29 protein-coding genes, 2 pseudogenes and 1 riboswitch are annotated in these 23,507 nt (G+C 72.2%); of the genes and pseudogenes, 13 read left to right on the top strand and 18 right to left on the bottom strand.

All coding sequences use genetic code 11. From position 1 onward, the window contains the following. The first annotated feature begins 66 nt into the window (after positions 1–66). Positions 67–1,095, top strand: a complete 1,029-nt coding sequence (locus AB0J80_RS22405) for a phosphotransferase (protein WP_364707923.1) — start codon at positions 67–69, stop codon at positions 1,093–1,095. A 6-nt stretch (positions 1,096–1,101) separates the two neighbouring features. Here the strand turns inward: AB0J80_RS22405 and AB0J80_RS22410 are convergent, their stop codons facing one another. The 3 genes from AB0J80_RS22410 to AB0J80_RS22420 are packed head-to-tail and all read right to left on the bottom strand — an operon-like array spanning position 1,102 to position 2,632. After that, entirely contained in the window at positions 1,102–1,653 is a 552-nt protein-coding gene (locus tag AB0J80_RS22410) for a histidine phosphatase family protein (protein ID WP_364707925.1), read from the bottom strand. After that, complete coding sequence (locus AB0J80_RS22415; RefSeq protein WP_364707927.1) at positions 1,650–2,438, bottom strand: CbtA family protein; 789 nt, start codon at positions 2,436–2,438, stop codon at positions 1,650–1,652. The genes AB0J80_RS22410 and AB0J80_RS22415 overlap by 4 nt, the downstream gene beginning before the upstream one ends. Further along, complete coding sequence (locus tag AB0J80_RS22420; RefSeq protein ID WP_364707930.1) at positions 2,429–2,632, bottom strand: CbtB domain-containing protein; 204 nt, start codon at positions 2,630–2,632, stop codon at positions 2,429–2,431. The genes AB0J80_RS22415 and AB0J80_RS22420 overlap by 10 nt, the downstream gene beginning before the upstream one ends. A gap of 60 nt (positions 2,633–2,692) precedes the next feature. Then, positions 2,693–2,763: riboswitch (cobalamin riboswitch) on the bottom strand. Between the two features lie 131 nt (positions 2,764–2,894). Here AB0J80_RS22420 and mycP point away from each other — a divergent pair. Further along, positions 2,895–4,118, top strand: a complete 1,224-nt coding sequence (mycP, locus tag AB0J80_RS22425) for a type VII secretion-associated serine protease mycosin (protein ID WP_364707933.1) — start codon at positions 2,895–2,897, stop codon at positions 4,116–4,118. Between the two features lie 16 nt (positions 4,119–4,134). Here mycP and AB0J80_RS22430 read toward each other — a convergent pair whose 3' ends face one another. From AB0J80_RS22430 to AB0J80_RS22440, 3 genes are read right to left on the bottom strand one after another with little or no spacing between them, the layout of a single operon-like run. Beyond that, on the bottom strand, positions 4,135–4,863 hold the full coding sequence (locus AB0J80_RS22430; protein ID WP_364707935.1) for a sulfite exporter TauE/SafE family protein: 729 nt from the start codon (positions 4,861–4,863) through the stop codon (positions 4,135–4,137). A gap of 1 nt (position 4,864) precedes the next feature. After that, complete coding sequence (locus AB0J80_RS22435) at positions 4,865–5,452, bottom strand: hypothetical protein (RefSeq protein WP_364707938.1); 588 nt, start codon at positions 5,450–5,452, stop codon at positions 4,865–4,867. 5 nt (positions 5,453–5,457) lie between these two features. Next, positions 5,458–6,327 (bottom strand): LysR substrate-binding domain-containing protein, encoded by an 870-nt coding sequence (locus AB0J80_RS22440; protein ID WP_364707941.1) that lies wholly within the window; start codon positions 6,325–6,327, stop codon positions 5,458–5,460. A 72-nt stretch (positions 6,328–6,399) separates the two neighbouring features. Here AB0J80_RS22440 and AB0J80_RS22445 point away from each other — a divergent pair, with 72 nt between their 5' ends. From AB0J80_RS22445 to AB0J80_RS22460, 4 genes are read left to right on the top strand one after another with little or no spacing between them, the layout of a single operon-like run. After that, entirely contained in the window at positions 6,400–7,242 is an 843-nt protein-coding gene (locus AB0J80_RS22445) for a dihydrodipicolinate synthase family protein (protein ID WP_364707942.1), read from the top strand. A 53-nt stretch (positions 7,243–7,295) separates the two neighbouring features. Further along, positions 7,296–8,171, top strand: coding sequence for a virginiamycin B lyase (locus tag AB0J80_RS22450; RefSeq protein ID WP_364707944.1), 876 nt, complete (start codon positions 7,296–7,298; stop codon positions 8,169–8,171). Then, the gene (locus tag AB0J80_RS22455) at positions 8,168–8,698 is read left to right on the top strand and encodes a DUF6817 domain-containing protein (RefSeq protein ID WP_364707946.1); all 531 of its coding nucleotides are present in this window, start codon (positions 8,168–8,170) and stop codon (positions 8,696–8,698) included. Before AB0J80_RS22450 ends, AB0J80_RS22455 begins: the two co-directional genes overlap by 4 nt. After that, on the top strand, positions 8,695–10,038 hold the full coding sequence (locus AB0J80_RS22460; RefSeq protein WP_364707947.1) for a CoA transferase: 1,344 nt from the start codon (positions 8,695–8,697) through the stop codon (positions 10,036–10,038). Before AB0J80_RS22455 ends, AB0J80_RS22460 begins: the two co-directional genes overlap by 4 nt. Positions 10,039–10,056: 18 nt before the next feature. On the opposite strand, the gene AB0J80_RS22465 is transcribed toward AB0J80_RS22460, so the two are convergent. Next, the gene (locus tag AB0J80_RS22465; RefSeq protein WP_364707950.1) at positions 10,057–10,602 is read right to left on the bottom strand and encodes a PadR family transcriptional regulator; all 546 of its coding nucleotides are present in this window, start codon (positions 10,600–10,602) and stop codon (positions 10,057–10,059) included. A gap of 14 nt (positions 10,603–10,616) precedes the next feature. Between AB0J80_RS22465 and AB0J80_RS22470 the strand changes: the two are divergent. The 3 genes and pseudogenes from AB0J80_RS22470 to AB0J80_RS22480 form a co-directional block, all read left to right on the top strand. After that, positions 10,617–11,183, top strand: a pseudogene (locus AB0J80_RS22470) (FAD-dependent monooxygenase); the annotation flags it as partial. A gap of 49 nt (positions 11,184–11,232) precedes the next feature. After that, positions 11,233–12,018: an FAD-dependent monooxygenase gene (locus tag AB0J80_RS22475; protein WP_364707952.1), complete on the top strand. Its 786-nt coding sequence runs from the start codon at positions 11,233–11,235 to the stop codon at positions 12,016–12,018. Positions 12,019–12,100: 82 nt separating this feature from the next. After that, the gene (locus tag AB0J80_RS22480) at positions 12,101–13,879 is read left to right on the top strand and encodes a glycosyltransferase 87 family protein (RefSeq protein ID WP_364707954.1); all 1,779 of its coding nucleotides are present in this window, start codon (positions 12,101–12,103) and stop codon (positions 13,877–13,879) included. Positions 13,880–14,435: 556 nt separating this feature from the next. Here AB0J80_RS22480 and AB0J80_RS22485 read toward each other — a convergent pair. Both AB0J80_RS22485 and AB0J80_RS22490 read right to left on the bottom strand, forming a co-directional pair. Further along, a pseudogene (locus AB0J80_RS22485) lies at positions 14,436–15,017 on the bottom strand (site-specific integrase). A gap of 27 nt (positions 15,018–15,044) precedes the next feature. Beyond that, positions 15,045–15,203, bottom strand: coding sequence for a hypothetical protein (locus AB0J80_RS22490; RefSeq protein ID WP_364707957.1), 159 nt, complete (start codon positions 15,201–15,203; stop codon positions 15,045–15,047). A gap of 30 nt (positions 15,204–15,233) precedes the next feature. Between AB0J80_RS22490 and AB0J80_RS22495 the strand changes: the two genes are divergently transcribed. Next, positions 15,234–15,521 (top strand): hypothetical protein, encoded by a 288-nt coding sequence (locus tag AB0J80_RS22495; protein WP_364707959.1) that lies wholly within the window; start codon positions 15,234–15,236, stop codon positions 15,519–15,521. An 88-nt stretch (positions 15,522–15,609) separates the two neighbouring features. Here AB0J80_RS22495 and AB0J80_RS22500 read toward each other — a convergent pair whose 3' ends face one another. From AB0J80_RS22500 to AB0J80_RS22535, 8 genes are all read right to left on the bottom strand, one after another. Beyond that, positions 15,610–16,326, bottom strand: coding sequence for a hypothetical protein (locus AB0J80_RS22500; RefSeq protein ID WP_364707962.1), 717 nt, complete (start codon positions 16,324–16,326; stop codon positions 15,610–15,612). Between the two features lie 10 nt (positions 16,327–16,336). After that, positions 16,337–16,690: an STAS domain-containing protein gene (locus tag AB0J80_RS22505; protein ID WP_364707964.1), complete on the bottom strand. Its 354-nt coding sequence runs from the start codon at positions 16,688–16,690 to the stop codon at positions 16,337–16,339. Continuing rightward, positions 16,690–17,739, bottom strand: a complete 1,050-nt coding sequence (locus tag AB0J80_RS22510) for an ATP-binding protein (RefSeq protein ID WP_364707966.1) — start codon at positions 17,737–17,739, stop codon at positions 16,690–16,692. Before AB0J80_RS22510 ends, AB0J80_RS22505 begins: the two co-directional genes overlap by 1 nt. A gap of 289 nt (positions 17,740–18,028) precedes the next feature. Beyond that, the gene (locus AB0J80_RS22515) at positions 18,029–18,220 is read right to left on the bottom strand and encodes a hypothetical protein (protein ID WP_364707969.1); all 192 of its coding nucleotides are present in this window, start codon (positions 18,218–18,220) and stop codon (positions 18,029–18,031) included. After that, positions 18,204–18,644, bottom strand: a complete 441-nt coding sequence (locus AB0J80_RS22520; RefSeq protein ID WP_364707972.1) for a DUF4158 domain-containing protein — start codon at positions 18,642–18,644, stop codon at positions 18,204–18,206. The genes AB0J80_RS22515 and AB0J80_RS22520 overlap by 17 nt, the downstream gene beginning before the upstream one ends. A 56-nt stretch (positions 18,645–18,700) precedes the next feature. After that, on the bottom strand, positions 18,701–19,159 hold the full coding sequence (locus AB0J80_RS22525; protein ID WP_364707975.1) for a hypothetical protein: 459 nt from the start codon (positions 19,157–19,159) through the stop codon (positions 18,701–18,703). Positions 19,160–19,175: 16 nt separating this feature from the next. After that, on the bottom strand, positions 19,176–19,763 hold the full coding sequence (locus AB0J80_RS22530) for a hypothetical protein (RefSeq protein ID WP_364707978.1): 588 nt from the start codon (positions 19,761–19,763) through the stop codon (positions 19,176–19,178). Positions 19,764–19,773: 10 nt separating this feature from the next. Then, positions 19,774–20,250, bottom strand: a complete 477-nt coding sequence (locus tag AB0J80_RS22535; RefSeq protein ID WP_364707980.1) for a hypothetical protein — start codon at positions 20,248–20,250, stop codon at positions 19,774–19,776. Between the two features lie 220 nt (positions 20,251–20,470). Here AB0J80_RS22535 and AB0J80_RS22540 point away from each other — a divergent pair, with 220 nt between their 5' ends. The 3 genes from AB0J80_RS22540 to AB0J80_RS22550 all read left to right on the top strand — a co-directional run bounded on the left by AB0J80_RS22540 (position 20,471) and on the right by AB0J80_RS22550 (position 23,029). Next, positions 20,471–20,914, top strand: a complete 444-nt coding sequence (locus AB0J80_RS22540) for a hypothetical protein (RefSeq protein WP_364707982.1) — start codon at positions 20,471–20,473, stop codon at positions 20,912–20,914. A gap of 82 nt (positions 20,915–20,996) precedes the next feature. Further along, positions 20,997–22,631 carry a sulfatase gene (locus tag AB0J80_RS22545; RefSeq protein ID WP_364707985.1) on the top strand — a complete coding sequence of 545 codons (1,635 nt, stop codon included), beginning with the start codon at positions 20,997–20,999 and terminating at the stop codon, positions 22,629–22,631. Between the two features lie 41 nt (positions 22,632–22,672). Then, positions 22,673–23,029, top strand: a complete 357-nt coding sequence (locus tag AB0J80_RS22550) for a DUF6204 family protein (RefSeq protein WP_364707988.1) — start codon at positions 22,673–22,675, stop codon at positions 23,027–23,029. A gap of 6 nt (positions 23,030–23,035) precedes the next feature. Here AB0J80_RS22550 and AB0J80_RS22555 read toward each other — a convergent pair whose 3' ends face one another. Further along, complete coding sequence (locus AB0J80_RS22555; protein WP_364707991.1) at positions 23,036–23,476, bottom strand: helix-turn-helix transcriptional regulator; 441 nt, start codon at positions 23,474–23,476, stop codon at positions 23,036–23,038. Positions 23,477–23,507 lie beyond the last annotated feature (31 nt).

A 23,507-nucleotide genomic window follows, 5' to 3' on the forward strand; every position in this document is an offset into this window, starting at 1 on the left:
AACGCCGCCGGCGGCCCGCATCCGGCAACCGCGCCGCTGCGCCTTGATCCGGTACGGTGCTCAGTCGTGCCCACGCCGCCACCGGACCTCGCGCCGGGCAGCCGCGCCGAGGAGCTGCTGCACAACACGACCAACGGCGCGACCGGTGGCATCTGGCGTGTCCCGCGCGACGGCGGCAGCGCGGTGCTGAAGATCGCCACGCCGGGCCGGCCCGAAGCGGCGGCGCACTTCCAGGCCTCCGGCGACCCGGGACACTGGAATTACTGGCTGCGGGAGCTGCTCGCGTACCGCAGCGGGCTGGCCGCGACCGCCTTCGCCGACGCCGGCCTGTCCGCGCCGCAGCTGCTCGCCACCGAGGAACGCGCCGACGGCTCGGTGGCGATGTGGCTGCAGGACGTCACCGGCACCCCCGGGACGGCGTTCGGCAGCGCGCAGCTCGGCGACGTCGCGTACCGGATGGGAGCCGGGCAGGCCCGGTGGCTCGGCCGGCCCCCGGGCGAACCGTGGCTGGCCCGCGACTTCCTGCGCGACTACACCAGCGCCCAGCCGGTCGGCGACGACCTCGACTGGGACCACCCGGTCGTCACGCAGACCTGGTCGCCACGCCTGCGCGACGACCTGCGCACCCTCTGGAACCGGCGCGCCGACCTGCTCGCCGAGGCCGACCGGCTGCCGCGGACCCTGTGCCACCACGACCTGTGGCCGATGAACCTGATCCTGGGCGCCACCGGGCCGGTGCTGCTCGACTGGGCGTTCACCGGGCCCGGCGCCGTCGGCGAGGACGTCGCGAACCTGACCCTCGACGCGTTCTTCGACGGGCTCATCGACATCGCGCTGATCGACGACGTGGTCGCGGCGGTCGGCGACGGTTACCGGCGGGGTTTGGGCGCCGCGGTCGACCCGGCGACCGTCGACCGGGCGATCAAGGTGACGGGGGCGGCGAAGTACTACTGGCTGGCGCCGCGGATGGTCACGGCCGCGTCGCAGAGCCCCCGCAAGGGCGCGTACGACACGCGGGACACGGCGGCGACGTTCGCGGGGCGCGCACCGGTGCTCGAGGTGCTGACCCGGTGGGCGCGGGAGGTGCTCGGCTGAGGCGGGTTAGCCGGCGGCGGGGAAATGCAGGCGCCAGTGGCCGGTGCGGTAGGTGAGCCGGGTCAGTGACAGCGGCGCGACCTCCAGGTTCCACACCGCCTCGTCCGGCAGGGCCAGGGCGTGACACAGCGCCGCCCGTACGACGATGGGGTGGGCGACCACCACGACGCGCTGGCGTGCCATCGCGTCCAGCCACGACCCGGCCCGCTGCCGGACCCGGGCCAGCGACTCACCGCCGTGCGGGGCCGACCGCGGGTCCGTCAGCCATTGCTGCAGCCCTTTCGCGTCGCCGGCCGACACGTCGTCCAGGCTCAGCCCGTCCCAGCGGCCGAAGTCCGGGTCGGCGAGCTCCGGTGCGGTGATCGCCGAGTGGCCCAGGGCCTGGGCGGTCTCGCGCGCCGCCCGGGACGGCGCGCACACCCACAGGTCGCCGCGGCCGGGCGGGGACATGGCGAGGGCGGCCCGGCGGCCACCCTCGTCGATGTCCTCGTCGCCGCCGAACCGTCCGGCCCTCAGGGCCGCCGTCGGTGCGCAGGCGAGCAGCCGCAGGCCACTCACACCGGCACGGACTCCGACCGCTCCTGCGGCGCGGCCGCGTCACGCGCGCCGAGGCGCGACAGCAGCGCCGTGAACGCCAGGCCCAGCACGGTCCACAGCGTCACCTGGGTGCCCAGCGAGCTGATCCGGAAGTTCCAGAGCAGGCTCGGCGGGAACGTCGCGGGTACCTCGTCGATGTTCGGCAGCAGCGCGTACCCGATGACCACGACCACCAGGAAACCCGCGAGACCCGCGGCGGCGCGCACCCATTCCGGGGCGCCGGCGCGTGCGGCGCGGAAGGCGAGCACGCCGGCCCAGACGGCCACCAGGCCGATCACCACGATCGACAGATAGCTGATCGTGCGCTGGTCGATCGTGGCCGGATCGCCGACCGCCGGCGGGTTCGGCGGATACTTCACGAACGGCACCAGCACCAGGCCCAGCAGCGCTGCGGCGGCCAGGCCGAGCGCGGCCCGGGAGTCGTGCGCCGTGCGCAGCCGCCGGCGCAGCAACGTGTACGCGGTGGCGAGCAGGCCGCCCATCGCCACGCCGTACAGGGCCGTGGCCAGGAACAAGCCGCCCCTCTGACCGTCGCGGGACACCAGCTCCTCGTCGCCGTGGTGGTCCGCGGCGGCCGGTTCCTGTGCGGCGGCGGCCTCCTCGATGGCGATCGCCGCGTCGACCTTGGGCTCACCGAACCCGTACGCGAAGACACCCGCGAGCAACCCGGCCAGCAGACCGGCGAGCAGGCCACGCAGCAGCAACGCCCCGTAACCGGGGCCGGTGCGAGCCGGCGTCAGTGACACGGGACGCCCAGCAGGTGCCGGCCGTCGTGCATCAGCTCGTGCAGGTACATGCCGCTCTGCGAGACCGCTCCCTGGTCGAAGGCCACCAGATAGGCCAGCATGAGCAGGACCGCCACGACGCCGGCCGCCGTCCACAGCACGCGGGGCGAGACGGTGGCCGGGCTGAGCGGGCGAACCGCCTGGACCTTGGGCATAACGGATCAGACCTCCTTGCGGGATGACGCGTCCCGAATCGACAGGCCTGCGACGAGTGAGCGTCCTGACTCACGAACCCGCACGGATCCGTTCACAGTGGCGCGACCGCACCGGACTCTCACCGGTTTCCCTCACAACGGCGCAGATGGTCCCCACAACCTATCGGCGCGCGGGTTTGCGGGTCAATCGGGGCCCCGGCCGGGCGCCGCCGCGGCCCCCGCCTCGGTAGCATCCACCCGGTCGTTTCGTACGGGGGTGGGGATGCAGTCGAGCAAGGCGGCGCTGGCCGTCGCGGTGATCGCCGCGACGTTGCTGCCGGCCGCGCCGGCACAGGCCAGGGCCTACGTGTGCCCCAACCAGCCCGCCATCGCCCAGGTCAGCAAGGACAAGCCGTACGAGACGCAACTGTTCGCCCCCGAACGGCTCGCGCCGTTCGCGACCGGCGCCGGCGTGCGCGTCGCCGTCATCGACTCGGGCGTCGACGCCTCCCACCCGCAGCTGCGCGGCCGGGTCGCGCCCGGCAGGGACTTCCTGCACGGCAACGCCGACGCCCGCCAGGACTGCGTCGGCCACGGCACCGGGGTCGCCGGCATCATCGCGGCCGGGCCGGACGGGGCGGCCGGGCCGCGCGGCCTCGCCCCGGACGCGACGATCGTCCCGGTGCGCGTCAGTGAGCAGACCGACACCGACGACCGCACCGCGCAGACCGAGCCCACCAGCCCCGGCACGTTCGCCGACGCCATCGACTGGGCGTCCAGCCCCAACGGTGGCGACGCCGACGTCATCAACATGTCGCTGGTCATGACGGAGCAGAGCGACGCGGTCCGGGCCGCCGTGGCGCGGGCGGTCGACCGGGGCGTCGTGGTCGTCGCCGCCGCCGGTAACCACGGCGGTGACAAGGACAAGAACCCCACGCCCTACCCGGCGGACTTCCCCGACGTCATCGGCGTCGGCGCCATTAACGTCAACGGCGTGCGCGGCGACTTCTCGCAGCACGGCGACTACGTCGACATCATGGCCCCCGGAGTCGACGTGACGGTCGCCGCGCGAGGTGGCGGGCACGTCACCGAGCAGGGCACCAGCTTCGCCGCGCCGTTCGTCGCCGCGACCGCCGCGCTGGTGCGGCAACGGTTCCCGGCATTGACCCCGGCCCAGGTCGCGCGCCGCCTGCTCGCCACCGCCGACCCGGCCCCCGGCGGCGCCCGCAGCGACGAGTACGGCTACGGGGTGCTCAACCCGTACCGTGCGCTGACCGAGACGCTGGGCCCCGAGACGCCGCCGGCACCGGCACCCGTGGTGGTGCACACCGAGGACCCGGCGGCGGTGGCCCTGGCGGCCCGCCGGGCCGACGCGCGGGACATGTCGCTGCTCGTGGCGGCGGTGGGCGCGGGCGTGGTGGTGCTGGTGATGGTGCTGGCCGCGGCGGTGCGTCACGGCCGCCGCCGCGGTTGGCGTCCCGCGGCGCCGGTCGACGGCGAGCGCTGACCCGGCCCGGGGCGCATCACCGTCCGAGCAGGAACAGCACCCCCGCGACGACCAGCCCGGCCTCCACGAGCATCACGAACGTCCGGTCGCTGATCCGCCCGACGACCTTCTTCCCCACCCACGCCCCGGCGAGGGTGGCCGGCGTCAAGGCGGCCCCGAACAGCAGCACCTGGCTGGTCAGCAGGTCCCCCGCCCCGTAGGCGGCGATCTTCGCCACGTGCATCGTCAGCGCGGCGGCCGCCTCCGTGCCGATGTACGCCGCCCGGGTCAGCCCGTACGCCAGGAAGAACGGCGCCGTCAGCGGACCGACCGAGCCCAGCAGCGCCGAGCCCAGGCCCGAGGCGGCCCCGACCGCGGCGAAGGCGGGACCGGCGGGCCGGCGCGGCCGCGGACGGCGCCGCCGCCAGACGACCACGGCGATCAGGAACACCCCCAGCAGGCGCTTGAGTGCCCCCAGCGGGGCGTGGGCGAGCAGCAGCCCACCGGCGACCGCGAAGGGCACCGCGCCGAGCGCGAACCAGGCGGTCAACCGCCCGTGCAGCTCCCGGTGGTTGAGCCACGTCCGGGAGGCGTTGCTCGCCACCTGCGTCAGGGTCAGCATCGGCACCGCCATGCGCAACCCGAACAGAGCGGTGAACACCGGCAGCAGCAGCACTCCGCCACCGAACCCGGCCACCGCCGACATCAGCGCCAGCCCGAAGGCGGCCACCGACGCCAGCGCCAACGCCGGCAGCTGATCCGCCACGTCAGGAGTAGTTCGGCTGGGATTCCGTGGGACGGGCCGGGACCACGTCGAGGCTCCGGTCGCCGGCCAGCGCGTCGATCGCGGCGCGTTGCGCACCGATGCCGGCCCAGTGCGGGTCGACGTCGGCGGTGAGGCACCAGCGGTGGTCGGCCGGCCACGCGTACGCCGGCGGCGCGATGGGCAGGCCGCCGCCGAGCTCGGCCTCCCACGCGTCGATGTCGTGCAGCGAACCGCGGAACAGGGCGAAGCGGCGATGAGGGATCTCGACCAGCGGGCCGTGCCGCGCGTCCGGTGGCAGCGGGGCGTCGGAGTAGCCCTCCCAGAGGCAGAAGTAGCACTCGTCCGCAGCGGACGTGAACGGCGCGCGCAGGTGCAGCGCCCGCCGCACCTGCGCGATGTCCGACGGGTGGTCGCCGGGCAGCTCGACCTCGTTCTCCGATTGACCCGGCGCGGAAGGGTCCGGGATGAAGCGCAGGCGTGCGTACGCCTCGAAGACCGCCGGCCCGAAGGTGATCAGCTGCATCGGCGGCGTGCCGGAGCGCACCAGCCAGTCCGCGGGCGAGGTGTCCGGACAGTAGGTGAGTCTCATCGCAGCTACCCCTCGCGCAGGGCCGCGACGAACGCCGTCACCGCCGGGTGGGCGGCGGCGCCCTTGCGGCAGGCGATCGACGTACGCCGCCGGTACGGTAACGGCACCAGCGTCACCCCGTCCGACGGCGGTGTTCCGACGGCGAGCTCGGGCACGAGCGACACGCCCTGACCTGCCGCGACCAGCGCCAGCACCGTGGCGAAGTCGTCCGCCTGATGCCGCATCCGCGGCGTGAACCCGGCGGCGCGGCACACCTGCAGCGTCACCGCGTGGCAGAGCGTTCCCGGGGTCGCCAGGATCCACGGGCGGTTCCGGGCCTGCGAGACCGTCGCCGTCCCGGTGTCCGCCGGCACCGCCAGGTACACCGTCTCGTCGAGCAGGGCTGTCGTCTCCAGGCCCGGATCCGCCTCGGCCGGTGCCAGGTCGTAGTCCTGCACCAGGCCCACGTCCAGCTGCCGTTCCCGCAACGCCCCGGGCACCGCCACGGGGTCCAGCTCGGTCACCCGCAGTTCCAGCGCCGGGTGGTCGCGGCCCAGGCTCACCAGCGCCTGGGGGAGCAGCGTCCGGACCGCCGTCGGGAACGCGCCGATGCGCAGCGGGCCGGTCAGCTGCGCGGACACCGCCGCCAGCGCCGCCGTCGTGCGTTCGAGGGCCGCGAGGACCGTCTCGGCGTGGGCGACCAGTACCCGGCCCGCCGCGGTGAACGTCACGCGCCGGCCGGTGCGTTCCAGCAGGGCGGTCCCCGCCTCGCGTTCCAGCGTGGACAGTTGCTGCGACACCGCGGACGGGGTGTAGCTGTGCGCCTGCGCCACCGCGGCGATCGTGCCGAGGCGGTCCAGGTCGCACAGCAGCCGGAGCCGGCGCACGTCGAGCATCAGCTGAGCTTACGCACTACCGTACAAACGTGAACTGGACCTGATGGTGAGCGCGGGGCGAGGGTCAGGGGCATGACTCTCACCGGCCTGTACGTACCACTGATCACCCCCTTCGACACCGGCGGCGGCGTCGCCTTCGACGCGTTGGAGCGCCTGGCCCGCGAGGTGCTGGACGACGGCGCGCGCGGGTTGGTGGCGCTGGGCACGACCGGTGAGCCCGGTGCGCTGAGCCCTGACGAGCAGCGCGGCGTCGTCGAGGTGGTCGCGCGGGTGTGCCGGCAGCGGCAGGCGCCGTTCGTCGTCGCCGCGGGCACCGCGTCGCCGCCTCCGGGCGACGCCCAGGCCGTGCTCACCCTGGTGCCACCGTTCGTGCGTCCCGGCGAGGAGGGCGTCGTCGCTTACTTCTCCGCGTACGCCCGCAGCAGCCCGGCACCGGTGATCGTCTACCACGTGCCGTACCGGACCGGGCAGCGGCTGTCGGCCGCGACCCTGCGCCGCATCGCCGAGCTGGACAACGTGGCCGGCGTGAAGCTCGCCGCAGGCGGGATCGACGACGAGACCGTGGCGCTGCTGGCCGACCCGCCTCCCGGCTTCGCGATCCTCGGCGGTGACGACGCGTTCCTGTCACCGCTGCTGGCCCTCGGCGCCCACGGCGGCATCGTCGCCTCCGCTCACCTGCAGACGACTGCTTTCGCGGACCTGGTCCGGGCGTGGGACGACGGCGACGTCGCGCGGGCGCGACCCCTGGCGCGGCGCCTGGCCCGTCTTTCGCTGGCCATGTTCGCCGAGCCGAACCCCACCGTCATCAAGGCCGTGCTGCACGCGCGCGGACGGATCCCGACGCCGGACGTCCGCCTGCCGCTGCTTCCGGTGCACGCCCGCACCCTGAAGGTTGCCCTGGAATCTGTGACGTAAGAAGGCGCACAAACCCGTTGCGGCCCCCCATCCGGGGACGGCAGGGTCGTCCTGTGCGGATTCAGGAAGTCGTGATCGCCGACGCCGACGCCGGCCCGTACGGGATCGTCATCGGCCCGGACCGGGCGGCATGGGTGACCCTCACCCACAGCGGCCGGATAGCCCGGGTCGCCGACGACGGCGGCGTGACGCTGGTCGACCTGGGCGCCCCGGCGGCGCAGCCGGCCGTCATCACCACCGGGCCGGACGGCGCCCTGTGGTTCACCCGCACCAAGGACGACCGGATCGGCCGGCTCTCCCTTGACGGGCAGCTGAGCGAGGTGGCCGTGCCGACCGCCGGCGCCGGGCCGTACGGGATCGCCGCGGGCCCGGACGGCGCGCTCTGGTTCACCGAGATGCAGTCCGACCGCATCGGACGGGTGACCGTCGACGGTGTCGTCACCGAGTTCGACCTGCCCGTCGACAAGGCGTTCGCGGCCGCGATCACCGCAGGGCCCGACGGCGCCCTGTGGTGCGCGCTCAACCAGGCGAACGCTGTCGGGCGGATCGGCACCGACGGTGACATGCGCGTGTTCGACCTGCCGACGCCGGGCGCCGCTCCGGTCGGCATCACCAGTGACGGCGAGGCGCTCTGGTTCGCCGAGATCGGCGCCGGGCAGATCGGGCGGATCACCACCGCGGGCGACATCGACGAGTTCCCGCTGGCCGACCGGTCCGCGCGCCCGCACGCCGTCGCCGCCGCGGGACCCGGAGACATCTGGTTCACCGAGTGGGGCGCCAACCGGGTCGGCCACATCACCGGCGACGGCACAGTCACCGGCTGGGACCTGCCGACGCCGCGCAGCGAACCCCACGGCCTCACCGTCGCCCCCGACGGCGAGGTCTGGGTCGCCCTGGAGATCGGCCGGCTGGCCCGGATGCGGCCGTGAACGCCGACGACGTCAAGACGTGGCTGCGCGAGCACGGCGCGGCGACGATCGACCATCCCGGCGGCACGCTCTACGCCCACCTCGGCCGCGTCCACGACCGGCTCGGAACGCTCGGCCACGGCGACGACGTGCGGCTGGCCGGGCTGACCCACGCGGCCTACGGCACCGACGGATTCGACCTGACGTTGCTGAACCCCGCGGATCGCACCCCGCTGCGGCAGCTGGTGGGCCACCGCGCCGAGGCCCTGGTCTACCTGTACGGCGCCTGCGACCGCTCGCGCACGTGGGAGTCGCTGCCGGCCACGCGCCAGGTGTGGAACCGGTGGACCGGGGGCCCCGAGCAGCTGCCCGCAGACCTGGTGGCGGGCTTCGCCGACCTGAGCATCGTCAACGAGCTCGACGTCGTGGAGCAGGATCCCACCATCGGCCGGCGGCACGGGGCGTACTTCCGTGAGCTGTTCGCGTCGTGGCAGAGCCTGGCGTCAGAGCCGGTGCTGGCCGAGGCCCGCCGGGTGCTGGGCGCATGACGCCCGTGCTGGGTGCCGGCCTGCCGGGCATTTCCGAGGCGACCGTGACCGGCGTCGCCCGCCCGGCGGCGCTGCACTCGGCGCTGGCCGTGGCCGAGTGCGCTACGGCCGCCGTGGCCGGGTGCCTGCTGGCCGCGGCGGAGCTCGCGCACGCGCGCACCGGCCATCGGCCCCGGGTCACGGTGGACACCGCCCATGTCGCCGCCGCGGTGCGCAGCGAGGCGCTCCTGCGCGACCCGGCCGGCCACGCCGTCCCGGGGTTCGCGCCGCTGTCACGGTGGTGGCCGGCTGCCGACGGCTGGGTGCGCACCCACGCCAACTATCCGTGGCACCGTTCAGTGCTGCTGCGCGCCCTGGCCGTGCCCGACGGCCCGGACGACGCCGTCCAGCCGTTGCTCGCCGACGCGGTGGCGCGACGACCGGCGCTCCAGGTCGAGCAGCTGGTGTACGAGGCGGGCGGGCTGGCCGTCGCGGCGCGCACGACGCAGCAGTGGCGTGCCGAGCATCCGGCCGGCGACGCCCCGCTGGTCAGCACGGTGCCGCTGGGCGCCGCGGCCGCGCTACCGGCGGCCGGTCCCCTGCCCGCGTCCGGCGTACGGGTTCTCGACCTGACCCGGGTCCTCGCCGGACCGGTCGCCACCCGGATGCTGGCCGCGCTCGGCGCCGAGGTGCTGCGCGTCGACGACCCCGCACGGCCCGAGCTGGACGCGCTCACGGTCGACGGTGTGCTCGGCAAGAGGAGCACGCTGCTGGACGCCCGTACCGAACAGGGCCTGCGGACGCTGCACCGGCTCGCCGGGCAGGCCGATGTGATCGTCACCGGCTACCGGCCCGGGGCGCTCGACCGGTTCGGCCTGACACCCGCCCAGATCGCCGAACGGCATCCCGGCACGGTCGTGGCCACCCTCTCGGCCTGGGGAACGGCGGGCATCTGGGGCGGTCGCCGGGGCTTCGACAGCCTCGTGCAAGTCGCCACAGGCATCGCTTGGGCGGCCGGGGACGGCGACACGCCCGGTGCGCTGCCCTGCCAGCTGCTCGACCACGCCACCGGCTACCTGCTCGCTGCCGGGGTGCTGTCCGCCCTCGTCCGGCGAGCCCGTGACCGTGCGGCCGCACACGTGTCGGTGTCGCTCGAACGCACCGCGCGGTGGCTGCTCGAGCAGGGACGGCGCGGCCCGAGTGACCCCGGCCGTGAGGACCCGGGTGCCTACCGGATCGACCTGGGCGGCGGGTGGACCGGCATCAGCCCGCCGGGACTGCTCGACGGGCGGCCGTTGCACTGGCCGCACCTGCCCCCGGCGTACGGGGCGGCGCCACCGGCCTGGAGCTCACAGCTGTGAACCGTGCGAGGGCCGGAACTACCGCTCGTCGGAAGCGGCGTCGTCGAGACGGTTGAGTGCCCACATCGCCCATTGGCGCTGTGCCTCACTCTGATAGATCCCGAGTTCCATGGCGAGGCGGCCGAACCGCAACGGGCCCCGCGGGTGGTTAGAGTCGGCGTCGGCGGCGTCCGCCAGAGCGCGTAGTTCGGCGCTGATCGCCTCGGCCTCGGCGAGATGGCTCCGCACGATGTCCCGCGCCTCCGCCGGTTCGAGGGCGGAGATGAGGCACAGGCGCAGGGCCTGTTCGTCGCGGACCGCCCGGGGTTTGGGAGTCGACAGCAGCCAGGCGCGAAGCTCGGCCCGGCCGGCGTCGGTGATCGCGTACGTCCGGCGGCCCCGGGCGCCCTGCTCGACCACCTCGATGAGGCCGTCCTCGGCGAGCCGGCCGAGCTCCGGATAGAGATGACTCTGCCGGGCGGTCCACGCGTAGCGCTGCAGGGACTTCTCGAACCGCGCGGTCAACGCGTACCCGCTGGCGGGCCCGTCCTCCAGCAGACCGAGCACCGCGAACCGTAACGACATCTTCACCCCTCCATATGGACCGCGCCGGGCCCACCGGGCTCACCCTGGCGTGTGACCTCGCCCGGCAGGGCATCGACTTCCGCATCGTCGAACAGCAGGTGGAACCGGCGGTCGGCTCCCGCGCCTTCGGCCTCAAGCCGCACACCTTGGCGGTCTTCGACGACCTCGGCATCGCCTCGACGATCACCGCCGAGGCCGTCCTCGGACGGCGTCAGCGTTTCCACCTGGGCCCGCGGCGGCTGTTCGACCTCGACCTGCCTCCGGCCGAGGCGACGATCGATCGGCCCTTCCCGAACCTGCTCATGCTGCCGCAGTGGCGCACCGAGGCCGTCCTGCGTGACCGGCTGGCCGAGCTGGGCGGCAAGGTCGAATCCGGTGTCAGGATGTCCGCCGTCCACATCACGCCGGACGGGGTCACTGCCACGCTCACCGGTACCCTGGGCGGCACCGAGACGGTAGCCGCGCGCTACCTGGTCGGCGCCGACGGCGGTCGGAGCACGGTCCGGCGTGAGCTGGGCATCGAGTTCACCGGCCGGACCGAGACGGCCCGTGCCATGCTCGCCGACGTCCGCGTCGACGGCCTCGACCGTGCGGCCGGTGTGCACCTGTGGCTCACCGCCGGGCGGGCACATGATCGCGGCCCGCCCCATTCAGGACGGAGACCTGTGGCAGCTCGTCGTGTCGCTGCCGGCCGGCACCGACGCCGGCCCGGACACGCTCCGGCAGGCTCTGGCCACGCGCGCCGGCCGCCCGGACGTGCGCATCACCGACGTCCACTGGGTGTCGGAGTGGCGCTACAACCTGCGGATGGCCTCGCGGTACCGGCACGGCCCGGCCTTCCTGGCCGGCGACGCCGCCCACGTGCACAGTCCGGCCGGCGGCCACGGCATGAACACCGGCATCCAGGACGCCTACAACCTGGGCTGGAAGCTCGGCCTCGTTCTGCGCGGTGCGGCGCCCGACTCGTTGCTCGACACGTACGAGGCGGAGCGGATGCCGGTCGCCGAAGCCATCCTCGCCGACAGTGACCGACAGTTCGGCCGGCTCCGCGGCTCTCGGATCCCCCGGCCCCTGCTCGGCCGGATCATGAAAGCCCACCTCGTCCGCCTGCACCGCAACGCCGGCAACGACCACCCGACCTACCCGCCGGGGCTGCTCATCGGCGCTGGCGGCGGCCGTCCGGCACCCGACGGCCGTACGCCGACCGGCGCCAGGCTGTTCGACCTGTTCCGGGGCAGCCACTTCACGGTTCTCGCCCCTGGCCCTGTCCCCGGCATCGACCTGGACTTCGTCCGCACGTACCGGACGGCGTCCGCTCGCGACTACACGATCGTGCGGCCGGACGGCTACATCGCCCTGTCCGCGCCCGACCAGGCGCCGGTCATCGGATACTTTCACCGCATCGCCGTCGGCTGACTTCTCCGACACACGGCCGAGAGGCCTTGCGCCACGGCCGGGATGAACGCCCCATCACGGCATTTACCGCAAAATAGGGCGCATGTCGGCAAAGCACCTCACTGCGTCCCGGCCCGAACCCGCGGTCGGCTCCGAACCGCGACGGCGCCGGGTGGCGTCCGGCGTCCTGGTAGGGGCGGCGTACGTCGGACTGGCACTGCTGGTGATGCGCCACTTCCTGGCCGACCCTGACGGGCGGGTGTCGGCGCACCTGCCCGTCGATCACACCTGGTTCGAGTGGCTGCTGTCCCACGGCGCCTACTCACTTCGGCACCTGGAGAACCCGCTGTTCTCCACCCGGCAGAACACGCCGGTCGGGGTGAACATGATGGCCAACACCTCGGTGCTGGGAGTGACCCTGCCGCTGGCCCCCGTCACCATGCTGCTCGGCCCCCGCATCGCGTACCTGGTGTGGATGACCGGAGCGCTCGCCGGCACCGCCATGGCCACCTACTGGGTGCTGCACCGGCACGGCCGGTACTCGCGTCCGGGCGCGCTGCTGGCCGGGGCGTTCGCCGGATTCGCCCCCGGCGTGGTGCATCACGCCAACGGGCAACCGAACTTCGTCAGCAACTTCGCGCTGCCGTTCATCGTCCTCGCCGTCGTCCGCCTCGGTGCCACCGGACGCTCCGTCCGCGACGGCATCGTCCTCGGGCTGCTCGTCACGTACCAGCTGTTCATCAACGAGGAACTGCTGCTCATCACCGCGGCCGCCGGTGCGGTGATCGTCGTGGCCTGCGCGGCGCACCGCCCGGGCGAGGCGCGGCTGCGGGCGAGATCCTTCCTGACCGCGCTTGCCGTCACCGCGCTGACCGCCGGGATGCTCTGCGCGTACCCGATCTGGTTCCAGTTCCACGGGCCCGGAACCTTCCGCGGCATGCCGACCTACCACACCTGGGGCGAGGACCTGCTCACGTACCTGACGATGCCCCGCGACACCCTGGGCGGCGATGCGGAAGCCGAGACCACCCAGGGCCTGATCGAGCAGAACACCTGGTACGGATGGCCGGTGGTCCTGCTCGCCGTGGTGGCCGTGGTCCTGCTCTGGCGGCGATCGCTGCGTGTCCGCATCGCCGCCGTGGTCGCGGTCGTCTTCGCCATCCTGTCGTTCGGCCCGGCGCTTCGCATCGGCGGCACCGTCACCGACATCCCCGCGCCGTGGGCGTACATCCCGGACGACCTGCCGGTTCTCGGGTTGCTCATGCCCAGCCGGCTCACCTACGCCGTCACGGCGGCCATCGCGCTGATCATCGCCGCCTTCTGGGACGCCGTCGCGTCGCGGCGGATCGACCGGCGGATGACGGCGGCGGCCCGGGCACTCATCGCCGCCGCCCTGCTGCCGCTCCTCCCCACCGCACTGCCGGCCGTCGACGACCAGCGCCCGCCGCGGTTCATCACCTCCGGCGCCTGGCGCCCGTACGTTCCGCCCGGCCGGACACTCATCCCGGTGCCGCTGCCGAGCAGCTATCCCGGACGGGACTCGCTGAGCTGGAGCGCCGAAGCTCTGCACGAGTTCCCGGTTCCGGAGGGCTACTTCCTCGGCCCCGACGCGAACGGTGCAGGTTTCGCCGGCCCCACCACTCTCAGCTACACCACCCGCCTGGTCAACGACACGCTCCGCACCGGAACAGTCCCCGCCGTCACCGACCAGACGCGTGCGGCGGTGTGGGCCGACGTCACGCATTGGCGTGGGTCGGTGGTCGTGCTGCGAGCCGCCGAGGGCAACGAGCCGTTGCGTGCACTGCTGGAGCAGGTGTTCGGTTCGGCGGAGCAGCACCTCGACGTCTGGGTGTGGGACCTGCGCGGCAGGACCGGCGTCTGACCTCTGCGTGCTCGATCCCGGTAAGCATCCGCCGGGGACGTCAACGCGGGCGCTGAGCGACAGCAGCCCCGCGACGGCCTGCCGCCGTAACGCGGAGCTGCGCCCGCTATCCGGCTCGTCAGGCAGACGATCAAACGGAGATCCTCCACGGCAACCCCGCGCCCGAGATGTGGGGTAATTATTAGATTGCTATTAACGGTAATCCAGTAATCCAGAAACCGGACAAAACACCGCTGCACCATAATGACAGTTATGGTGTAGCCAGAGCAGGGGGCTGGTAGCTCTGCGCTCCCTCAGGTACGGCGTCGCGGCGGCCCGGACCTGGGCGCGACGTGTGGCGAGAACTGCCATGAGATCGCAGAGCCCGCTGAGGCCGCCCGCAGCCGTGAAGGGTTTACCTGGGCGGAGGAAGCGGCCCTTGAGGAGCATCGGAACGAAAAGTAACGCTAAGGATGATCTTGAATAGGGATCGAGCGGACGCCCGGCCTCGGCGCCCGCTCGTAGGGGGTTGCTGACGAAGGTGCGACCAGCTGCCAGGTATTTGATCTGGCACTGGCTACAGGTTTTCGACGTAGCCGGAGGCGATGTCTTCGGGTGGGTTGGTGTAGCGGTGGATGTAGCGCTGGGACTGGTGACCGAGTCGGCGTTCGAGTTCGTAGGCGTCGCTGTCGGTGGCCTCGGCGAGCGCGAAGGCGAACGAGTGCCGTAGGTCGTGGGGCCGCAGCGGGCTGATGCGCCGGGCCGGGTCGCCGTGTTCGGCGTCGTGCCAGCGGCCGATCTGCTCTCAGATCAGGTTGATCGAGCGTGGGGAGAGCCGGCCGTCGGGGCGGCGGGCGCCGATCGAGGCAGCGGACAGGAACAGCGCGGCCGCGGCCGGGCCGGTGTCGGCGGGGCGTTCGTGTTCGAGGTAGTCGGCCAGGGCCGTGCGGCCGTCGGCGCCGAGGAACACGGTGCGGCTGGTGCCGCCCTTGCCCCGGATGCTGCTGATCTTCGCCTTCTTCGCCGCGCGCAGCGCCTCCGGCGTGTTCGGGGTGACCTGGTCCAGGTCGAGGTTGACCAGTTCCTCGCGGCGCAGGCCGGTGCCGAGCAGGGTGTGCATCATCGCCCGGTCACGTAGCGGTCGGGCGTGGCTGTGCAGCTCGCCAGCCGCGCTGCGGCGGCGGCCCTAGTCCTGGTGGAAGCGAGGCAGCCGGTCGAGCACGTTCTTGAGCGTGCGGACCTGCCCGGGGGGCAGCGCGCGGGGCTCGAGCGGGGGCAGCGGCAGGTCGCCGACTTTCGCGCAGGGGTTGCCGTGCGGCAGGGCGGCCGGGTCGTGGGTGCACACCCAGGTGGTGAACCCGGATAGCGAGGCGAGGTGGGTGTTGACTGTCGCGGGGGCCAGGCCGAGTCCGCCGGCGTCCCGGCCGGTGGTGAGGTGGGTGCGCCAGGCGACGACTTCGCGCTGGACGACGGCCGAGAGCCGGTCGTGGCCGTGCGCGTGGTGGAAGTGGTCGCGGAACTGGGCCAGGTGCAGGGCGATCTTGTCGGCGACCTCGTCGGAGCGGACGCCGCGGACGGCGGCATCGAGGTAGCGGCCGGCCTACGCCTCGCTCGTGTCCGGGGCGGCGAGACCGCCGATCGGCAGCGGCACAACCTTTCGTGAAGCGGTCTGTACCTCTGCTGAGGCGAGGCGACCCTCGGGCCTAGATGGGCGGGCGGGAGCCCAAATGGCCAAGGCGGATGCCGTTGAGTCATGCGGTGGTCAGCTGGTTGTCGGCCTGGGCGCGGATGGCGATGATGACGTCACTTCCTGTGGCCGGGTCGACGCGGCAGTGCAGTCCAAGGTCGGTGATACGACCGTCGTGGACGGAGCCCTCGGAGTTGCTGGCGTCGTGTCCGATGATGGCGCCGAGTGCGTCGATCGTTGTCTTCCAGAGGTTCGGCCATGCGCGGCGTCGGCCTACGACGAAGGAGAGCTGCAGGGCGATGCCACCGTCGGGCAGCGGCCGGTCTGCGGTGAGCTGGCGGCGAATCTGTTTCTTGTAATCGGGGCTGATCGCCGATGCCGTCGTTCGGGCCTGAAACGAGTACGTTGCGCCGGGGTCACGGATGCCGCGTGCCTGGCATACCGCGACGGAGTGCTTGGTCGCGTGCCGTTTGGTTGCCCACACTGAGGCGAACTGCCGCCTGGTGCCCGCGGTGAGCCTGGGGATGAGCGGGAACACGTAGTTGTCGAGATGGTGGAGCCTGAGCAGGGGTGTGGTGCCGGGCAGGGCGATGTTCACCCGCAGCGCGAGCGGGTCCGGTATTTCGCGCAGGTCCTCGGCGATAGCCATGTCCACCGCGCCGGTGAACGCATCGGACCGGATCTGGCGGGGTGATCCCGCGGTGGCAAAGCTGGCGAGGGCAGAGTCCATGTCGAGCGGGACGCCCTCGCCTTCGGGCCGTGCGTAGAAGACAGGCATCATCAGAGTCACCTCAGGCCTCGTCGGGGTGTGCCGGGGCTGGCGTGTAGTCCAGCAGCACGGAAATCTGGCACAGGCGCAGCAGCACATTCAGGCTCGGCCCCGCCGCGACGATCCGTACCGGGGCACCTGCCAGACCCAGGGCGTGTAGGGCGCGCAGGCCGGCGAGGTCGCAGAAGCCGAGAGTGGACATGTCCAGGTCGAGACGCTGGCCATCCCGGCCGTCGAGGATGTCGCCCAACCGGCGGTGAAACATGGCGGTGGTTTCGACGTCGAGATCGCCGGTGACCGTGACCAGGATGGCCCCGTCACGCCGGCGGACTTCGGTGACCACGATCCGAACACCGGCCGCCTCATCAGGGTTCATTACCGTGATCGCGGTCCGAGCCGGTAGCTGAGCAGCAGCCGGGTGCCGGTGGTGTCGGTGGTGATGTCGAGGCTGGTGCAGGCGCTCCGGATGAGCTGCAGACCGCCCCAGCGGGGATGCTCCGCACCGGCGGTGTGCTCATTGGCCGCGGGTGTCGGGGGGATGCCGGGGCCGTGGTCGCTGATCTCGCACCACAGTCGGCCGTCGCGGCGCCACAACAGCAACTGGCCGTGTCCGCCGCCGTGACGCACCGCGTTGCTGGCTGCCTCGTGCACGGCCAGGACGAGCCGGTCCGCGTGCTCGCCGTGTAGTCCTTGGCCGGCGGCCAGGGTATGGATCTGGTCGCGCACCGGGCCGAACTTCGTCGACCCGAACCAGCAGGCCAGCAATACACTGTCGGCATCCTGCGGCATCGGTGGCGGTGTGACGGCGCGGACCGTATCGGCCGTGTTCACGGGTTGGGCGCCGTTCCAGCCGTAGGCGAACACTTCGGTCAGGTCCAGCCCGTGACGCTCCAGGGTGAGCAGCTCCGTGGCCGCCGCGGTGAAGGTCGCGGCGTCGAGCTGGTCGGCGCCGGCCAGCTCGCCGGGCGTGTGCCGGTACAGGTCGACGGCCCCGTCGTGCTGTACGCCGCCGGCGTGCAGCGGCAACGCGAACACCGCCCGCGCCCCGGCGTCGAGCGCGGCGGGCGTGAATCGGGGCCACCGCTGCCGCCACGACCCGGCCGACAAATCAGCGGCCAGCACCGGCCGCCGCGTCGCGGTGGCGTCGCGGCAGGGGCCTTCGTCCTGGGTGAGCTGCGCGGCTTCCAGCTGTGAGCTGGCCGTGTCGCTGGAGAATCGGAGGCGGGGAACAGACCCGGCCGGACCGGCCGACAAACCTATTCCGGCGACGCCTGGCACCAGCGCCGCGCTCGCCCGGCACAACCTGGTGACGTCTGGTCCGTGGGCACTGACTAGGTCCCATACCCGGTCCCGATGTCCGTTGCCGCGCTGATCGTTGCTGCCGGCTGCCGCCTTTTTACGCGCAAGATCGTCGACACCGGTCATGGCTGGGGGCCTCGCGTCCGCCTCGGCACCGCCGTAACGGATTCGGATCCGGCACAACGAACGCCGGCATCCCACCGAGACAGAAGGTCCTCCACCTCTCGGCGGATTACCTTCACCGTACTCCCGACAACGGCACCCAATCGAATAGGTCTATGCCATTCGCCGGGCATGCCACGATCGAGACGTTATGCTATATCACACTATTCCGGTCGCTGCGCACAGCTCTTTGCCGGCCGGCATCACCGCTGCGCGCCTGGCGCCGATCCGGAACTTCGTCTGGATCGGATCGTCACTGCTCCGACACCTGGCGGGACGCTGCCGTGAAACGGCCGGCCAGCTTCCGCTGGTACGGGTGCCGGCGCAGCGTCGGCGCCTTGGCCTCCAGCCCGTAGCGGGCCAGCTCCCACACCCGACGGCGCGGCACCACCGCGACGTCCACATCTCCCAGCCCCAACCCGGCGACCTCACCGGCCCGCGGCAACGCGCGGACCATACCGGTGCCCGTCGGGAACGTCGAGCAATTCCTCCAGCAGCCCGGCCTGCTCGGCCGACACCAGAGCGGACAGCCGTTCATACAGCCGGTCGGTGGCCTGCGAGCGCACCTGCGCCACCAGCCGGGTCAGGGTGCTCACCGCCGGCAACAACACCTTGCGCTCGCGTAGCCAGCCCACCGCCGCGTTGAACAGCGCCATCGGCCCGTCCCCGCTCGTCCACGCTCGATCGTCGATCCAGCGCACGAGCTCCCGCTCCGCCGCGGCGAAGTCGATGTACCCGTACGCCGCCGCGATCTCCCGCTGGTGCTCGAACCGGGTCGGCCGGCGCCGCAGATACTCCTTCACCTTCGACGGGTCCGCCGCGCCGACCTGCTCCGCGACGTAATCGACCGCCGCGGTCGGCACCTCCAACGGATCGCCTGTCGTACACCTCATCGGTGACGGGTTCGAGCCAGCTGGTGACGCGCTCAGTCGCAGCCGAGTGTCCGGGTCGTGCGGGGCCAGGCCTCCACCTGCTGGGAGTCCGGGTACACCACGTACGCCAAGGTCTCGGCGGTGCTCGGCGCCAGCCAGAGTTGCTGCCCGTCGGGGCCGGTGTAGTCGGTGGTGCGGGCGTCGGCCGGCAACCGGGTCCCGGCGACGTACGGCGTGCGTACGTCCGCTCCGAGCCGTCCCTTCGGGTCTCTGACGTACTGCCGGTTCGCCGCCTCGCCGGTCTGCCCGGGCAGCGGCCATTGGATGTGCAGGAAGGTGACGTCCTGCCAACCGCAGTGCTTTGCGCCCGCGTACGACTCGACGTTCTCGGTCTTGTCGCCGCCGTGGCTCCAGTAGGTCGTTTCGGAGCCGCCGGATCCGCAGGCCGCGAGGACGAGAATGCCGCCGAGGAGGGCGCAGAGTCGTGGCCAGGGAATGCCGATGCCGGACACTGCGCCCCCTTCGCCACTAATCGCGGGCCAGCTTAGCAAGCTGGGTGATCGAGGTGCTGATCTCGTTTCCGGGCAGTGAGCGCAGGGCGTTACCGGATTCGACGGGGTATTGCGCCTGGACCGGGTTCAGCAGCGACGCCGGCTGGTCGGCGTACGTTTCCAGGAAGAGCGTGTACTGCCCATTGTCCTGCAGCGGGACGCCGTGCTCCTCGGAGTAGGTGACGCCGTCCAGCTTGCCGCCCAGTTGTTTGACCTGTACGACGTCGCCCGGTTGGACGGCTCCCTTGAAGACCCGCGAGACGGTGACCGTGCGGACGGTGACGACCATTCCCTCTCGGCGTTCGGCTTCCTGCGGCGCCGCGAGCGTCTTTCCTTGTGGCGGTGCCTGCACCACGCGGATGACCTGCTTGCCGGAGGCGATCCGTCCCTGGACGACCACGGTCGCCCGCTCGAAGAGCTCGTCGGCGGTGCGGTAGGACGGGTAGTCGGCGCGGTAGAGGACGTTGTCGGGGTGGTGGGCGTGGCCGGCCTCGGTGGCGCACGCGGCGGTGGCTGCTACCAGGACGAGGGCGCCGGCGGCACGGGCTATCAGTTGCGGCTTCATACGGAACTCCCTAGTAGTAGGCGTTGACGTCCGCCACGTCGTGCGATTGCGGGGTGGTCATGGAGTTCCGGTTCCGGCCGTGGTTCATGATCGAGGTGATGTCGTTGTGCGCGAGGTTCAGGCCGTGGCCGAGCTCGTGCACCACGACGCTGGTGACGAAGTTGCTCCAGTTGCTGGCGTCCCGGTTGATCGTGCGGGAGTTCACGCGCACGTACATGCAGGACGATCCGCACGCCTGGTAGTAGCCGTACCAGGTGTCGCTGTAGGACGTGACCGTCAGGGTGGAGTTCGACAGCCGGTCCTTGTAGAAGTACGCCGGGCTGGCGGTCGCGTTCCAGTTCGACAGCGAACGGTCGAGCGGCGCCATCCACGTGTCGTTGTAGTTGTACGGGTAGATGCTGATGTACGCGTTGAGCTGACCCGTGCCGTTCCAGTGGGCGAGCGCGGGAGCCGGTACGGCCTGCGTCGCGACGAGTGCCGCGGTCAATGCGGCCGCCGCGAGGGACGAGCGTCTGACGGACGATAGGCGAAAAGGCACAAACGTCTCCTCATCGTGAGGTTCCGAGCACGGATGGAGGCGCCTGAGCGTGCGGCACACACATGCATTCAGCTCCCCCGTGAAGCTTTGTGCGAATGTGGCCAGCCTATTTACCCATCGGAATATGTCAATGGTTACAGTTGCACACCCGGCTGTTAATGTGTCGGCCATGTCGCTCGTGCGCCGCGGCATCGCCGTCGCCCTTCTGCTCGCCGCCGGTTCCGTGGCGTCCGGGTGTTCCGGCGACGACGCCTGGCTGTCGGCCCGGCTCGCCGACGGCCGGCTGGTCCTGACCATCGGCGGGCAGTGCAGCCCCGACAGCTACCTCGGCCGGGTGCAGATCACCGGGCCGGGCCGCCAGCCGCTGTGGGAGATCGCCGACGACGCGCCGGAGAGGTCGACGCCGACGGTCACCGTGGGAGACGTGCCGGCGGGGTTCGCGGAGCAGGTGCCGCTGCGTGAGCTGACCTGGCCGGTCGGGGTCGATGTGTGGACGAACTTCCGGTACACGGTCGACATCCCGCTCGATAGCCTCGCCGGCGGCGCCACCGTCGAGCTTTCGCCGCAACCGGTGATGAACGAGCTGTCGCCGGTACGACCGGAGACGTGCTGAACCGCAACCGGCACCCCAGGCGTGTGCTCGGTACGGGGGTACGCTCCTGCCGCCGCCATGGCTCGAACAAAGGGAATGTCGCGTGTCACGCAAGCGCCGCGCCGCCGCATGGGCCGTCACCGGCCTCGCCGGCCTGTTCGTCTTCCTCGCCCTGGTCGTCCCCGATCAGGTGACCCGGCTGCCGGCCGGATCGTCGCCGTGGGCCGCGCTCGTGCGCGTACCCGTGGAGGCCGTCGCCGCGCTCGCCGTGCTGCTCGTGCTGCCGGCACGGGCACGGGGCATCACCGCCGGCGTGCTCGGTGCGGTGCTCGGCCTGCTGACCGTGGTGAAGGTCGTCGACATCGGGTTCTTCTCGGTGCTGTCGCGCCCGTTCGACCCGGTGCTGGACTGGCCGCTGCTCGCCGACGGGTACAGGTTCGTGGACGGCTCCTACGGGGGTGGCACGGCCGTGGCCGCGGCGGTGGGGGCGGTGCTGCTGGCCGTCGGCGTGCTCGGCGGCATGGTGCTCGCCGTACAGCGGCTCGCTTCGGTCGCGGCCCGGCACCGCGACGCGGCGCGCGGCACGGTGGGGGTCGCCGCGGTGGCGTGGCTGGCGCTGGCCCTGCTGGGTACGTCATTCGTGCCCGGCGTGTACGTCGCCTCCGACAGCGCGGCGGCCCTGGCGCGCGACAACGTGCTGAAGGTGCCCGCCGCGGTCCGCGACCGGCAGGCGTTCGGCGCCGAGGTGGCCACGGACGCGTTCAAGGACACCGCTCCGGCGTCGCTGCTGGGCGGGCTGCGCGGCAAAGACGTGCTGCTCGCGTTCGTGGAGAGCTACGGCCGTTCGGCGATCGAGGACCCCAAGCTCAACGCGCCGATCGGCGGACTGCTCGCCACCGGCACCAAACAGCTCGCCGCCGACGGGTACGCCGCGCGCAGCGGCTTCCTGACGTCGCCGACCGCCGGTGGTGGCAGCTGGCTGGCGCACTCCACGCTGCAGTCCGGGGTGTGGATCGACAACGAGCAGCGCTACCGCAGCCTGGTCGCCGGTGACCGGCTCACCCTCACCGGCGCGTTCCACAAGGCCGGCGCCTGGCAGACCGTCGGGGTCGAGCCGGGTGTCACGTACGCGTGGCCCGAGGGTCAGTTCTACGGCTACGACCGCGTGTACGACTCCCACACGCTGGGCTACCACGGCCCGGTGTTCGGCTGGGGCCCGGTGCCCGACCAGTTCACCCTCAAGTCGTTCACCGACGAGGAGTACAAGCGTCCCGGCCGGGGTCCGCTGGCGGCCGAGGTGACCCTGGTGTCCAGTCACATGCCGTGGGCGCCGCTGCCGTCGATGGTCGGCTGGGACCAGCTCGGCGACGGCTCGGTGTACCAGGCCCAGCACGCCCGGGGCCGTCCCGCCGAGGAGGTCTGGAAGGACCCCGCCGACGTGCGGGCGGGGTACTCGCAGTCGATCGCGTACTCGATCGGCACGCTGCTGTCCTGGGTGCGCACGTACGGCGACGACAACCTGGTCCTGGTCTTCCTCGGCGACCATCAGCCGCCGCCGATCGTGGTCGGCGACGGTGCCAGCCGCGACGTGCCGGTGACGATCGTCGCGCACGACCCGAAGGTCCTCGACCGCATCGACTCCTGGGGCTGGACGCCGGGCCTGAAGCCGGACCCGCAGGCGCCGGTGTGGCCCATGGACGACTTCCGTGACCGGTTCCTCACGGCGTTCGGCCGGTAATTGAGGTGTCGCGGGCCCGCGGCGGCTCTACCGTCGCGGTCATGAGTGCACGCACGATCCGGGTCACCGTCCGCGGCGCCTTCGACGCCCTCACCGACGCCCAGCGCGCCGAGCTGCTCGCCGACGCGGCCCGGCACGACGTCGCGTTCGCGGCGTTCACCGCCGAGGGGTCGATGACCTACGACATCGCCGCGCGGCCGTTCTTCACCTTCCGCTACGCGGAGACGGTGGCCGAGGAGAGCGACATCCCGGCGGTGACGGCCCGCGGGCAGGCCGCGGCGCAGCGGTGGCTGACCTCCCACGGGTACGCGTACAAGAACCTGACCGCCCAGGCGGTGGACCTGTCGCAGACCCCGCTGGGCAAGCGCGGCCGCAAGGAAGCCGCCCGCCACGGCTGACTCCGCTCAGGCGCGGGCGACCAGGACTGCGGCGTCGAGCAGCCGGTGCCAGTCGAGCTCTGCCAGCGGTCTGCCGGCCAGGGCGCCCATGGCTGCCATCGCGTGCAGCAGCCGCTCCCTGGTCAGGTCTTCCGGCGCCCGGGTGATCCGCGCCAACCGTGCGGTCTCGCTGGAGAACCGGGGCGTCCGAGAGAACTGCACGAGCGTGTCCGGTAGGGCGCCCGGCGGTTCCGGCTCGGTGCCGTCGTCGGCCGCCCGGAGGACCAGCTCCACGCCGAGCGCCGACCCGAGGCGGTTGACGGCGGACAGCGTCGGGTTGCCACGGCCGTTCTCCAGGTTGGCGATGTACGGCACGGAGAGCCCGGCGTCCGCAGCGACGGCGGCGATGGTCCGGCCCGTCGCCAGCCGCCGGTTCCGCAGTCGGTTGCCCAGATCTGCTATCTCCACAGAACAAAGTTTGCCACAGACTGTTCTGTTG

This window comes from Actinoplanes sp. NPDC049548 (genome assembly GCF_040676695.1).
Lineage (GTDB): Bacteria > Actinomycetota > Actinomycetes > Mycobacteriales > Micromonosporaceae > Actinoplanes.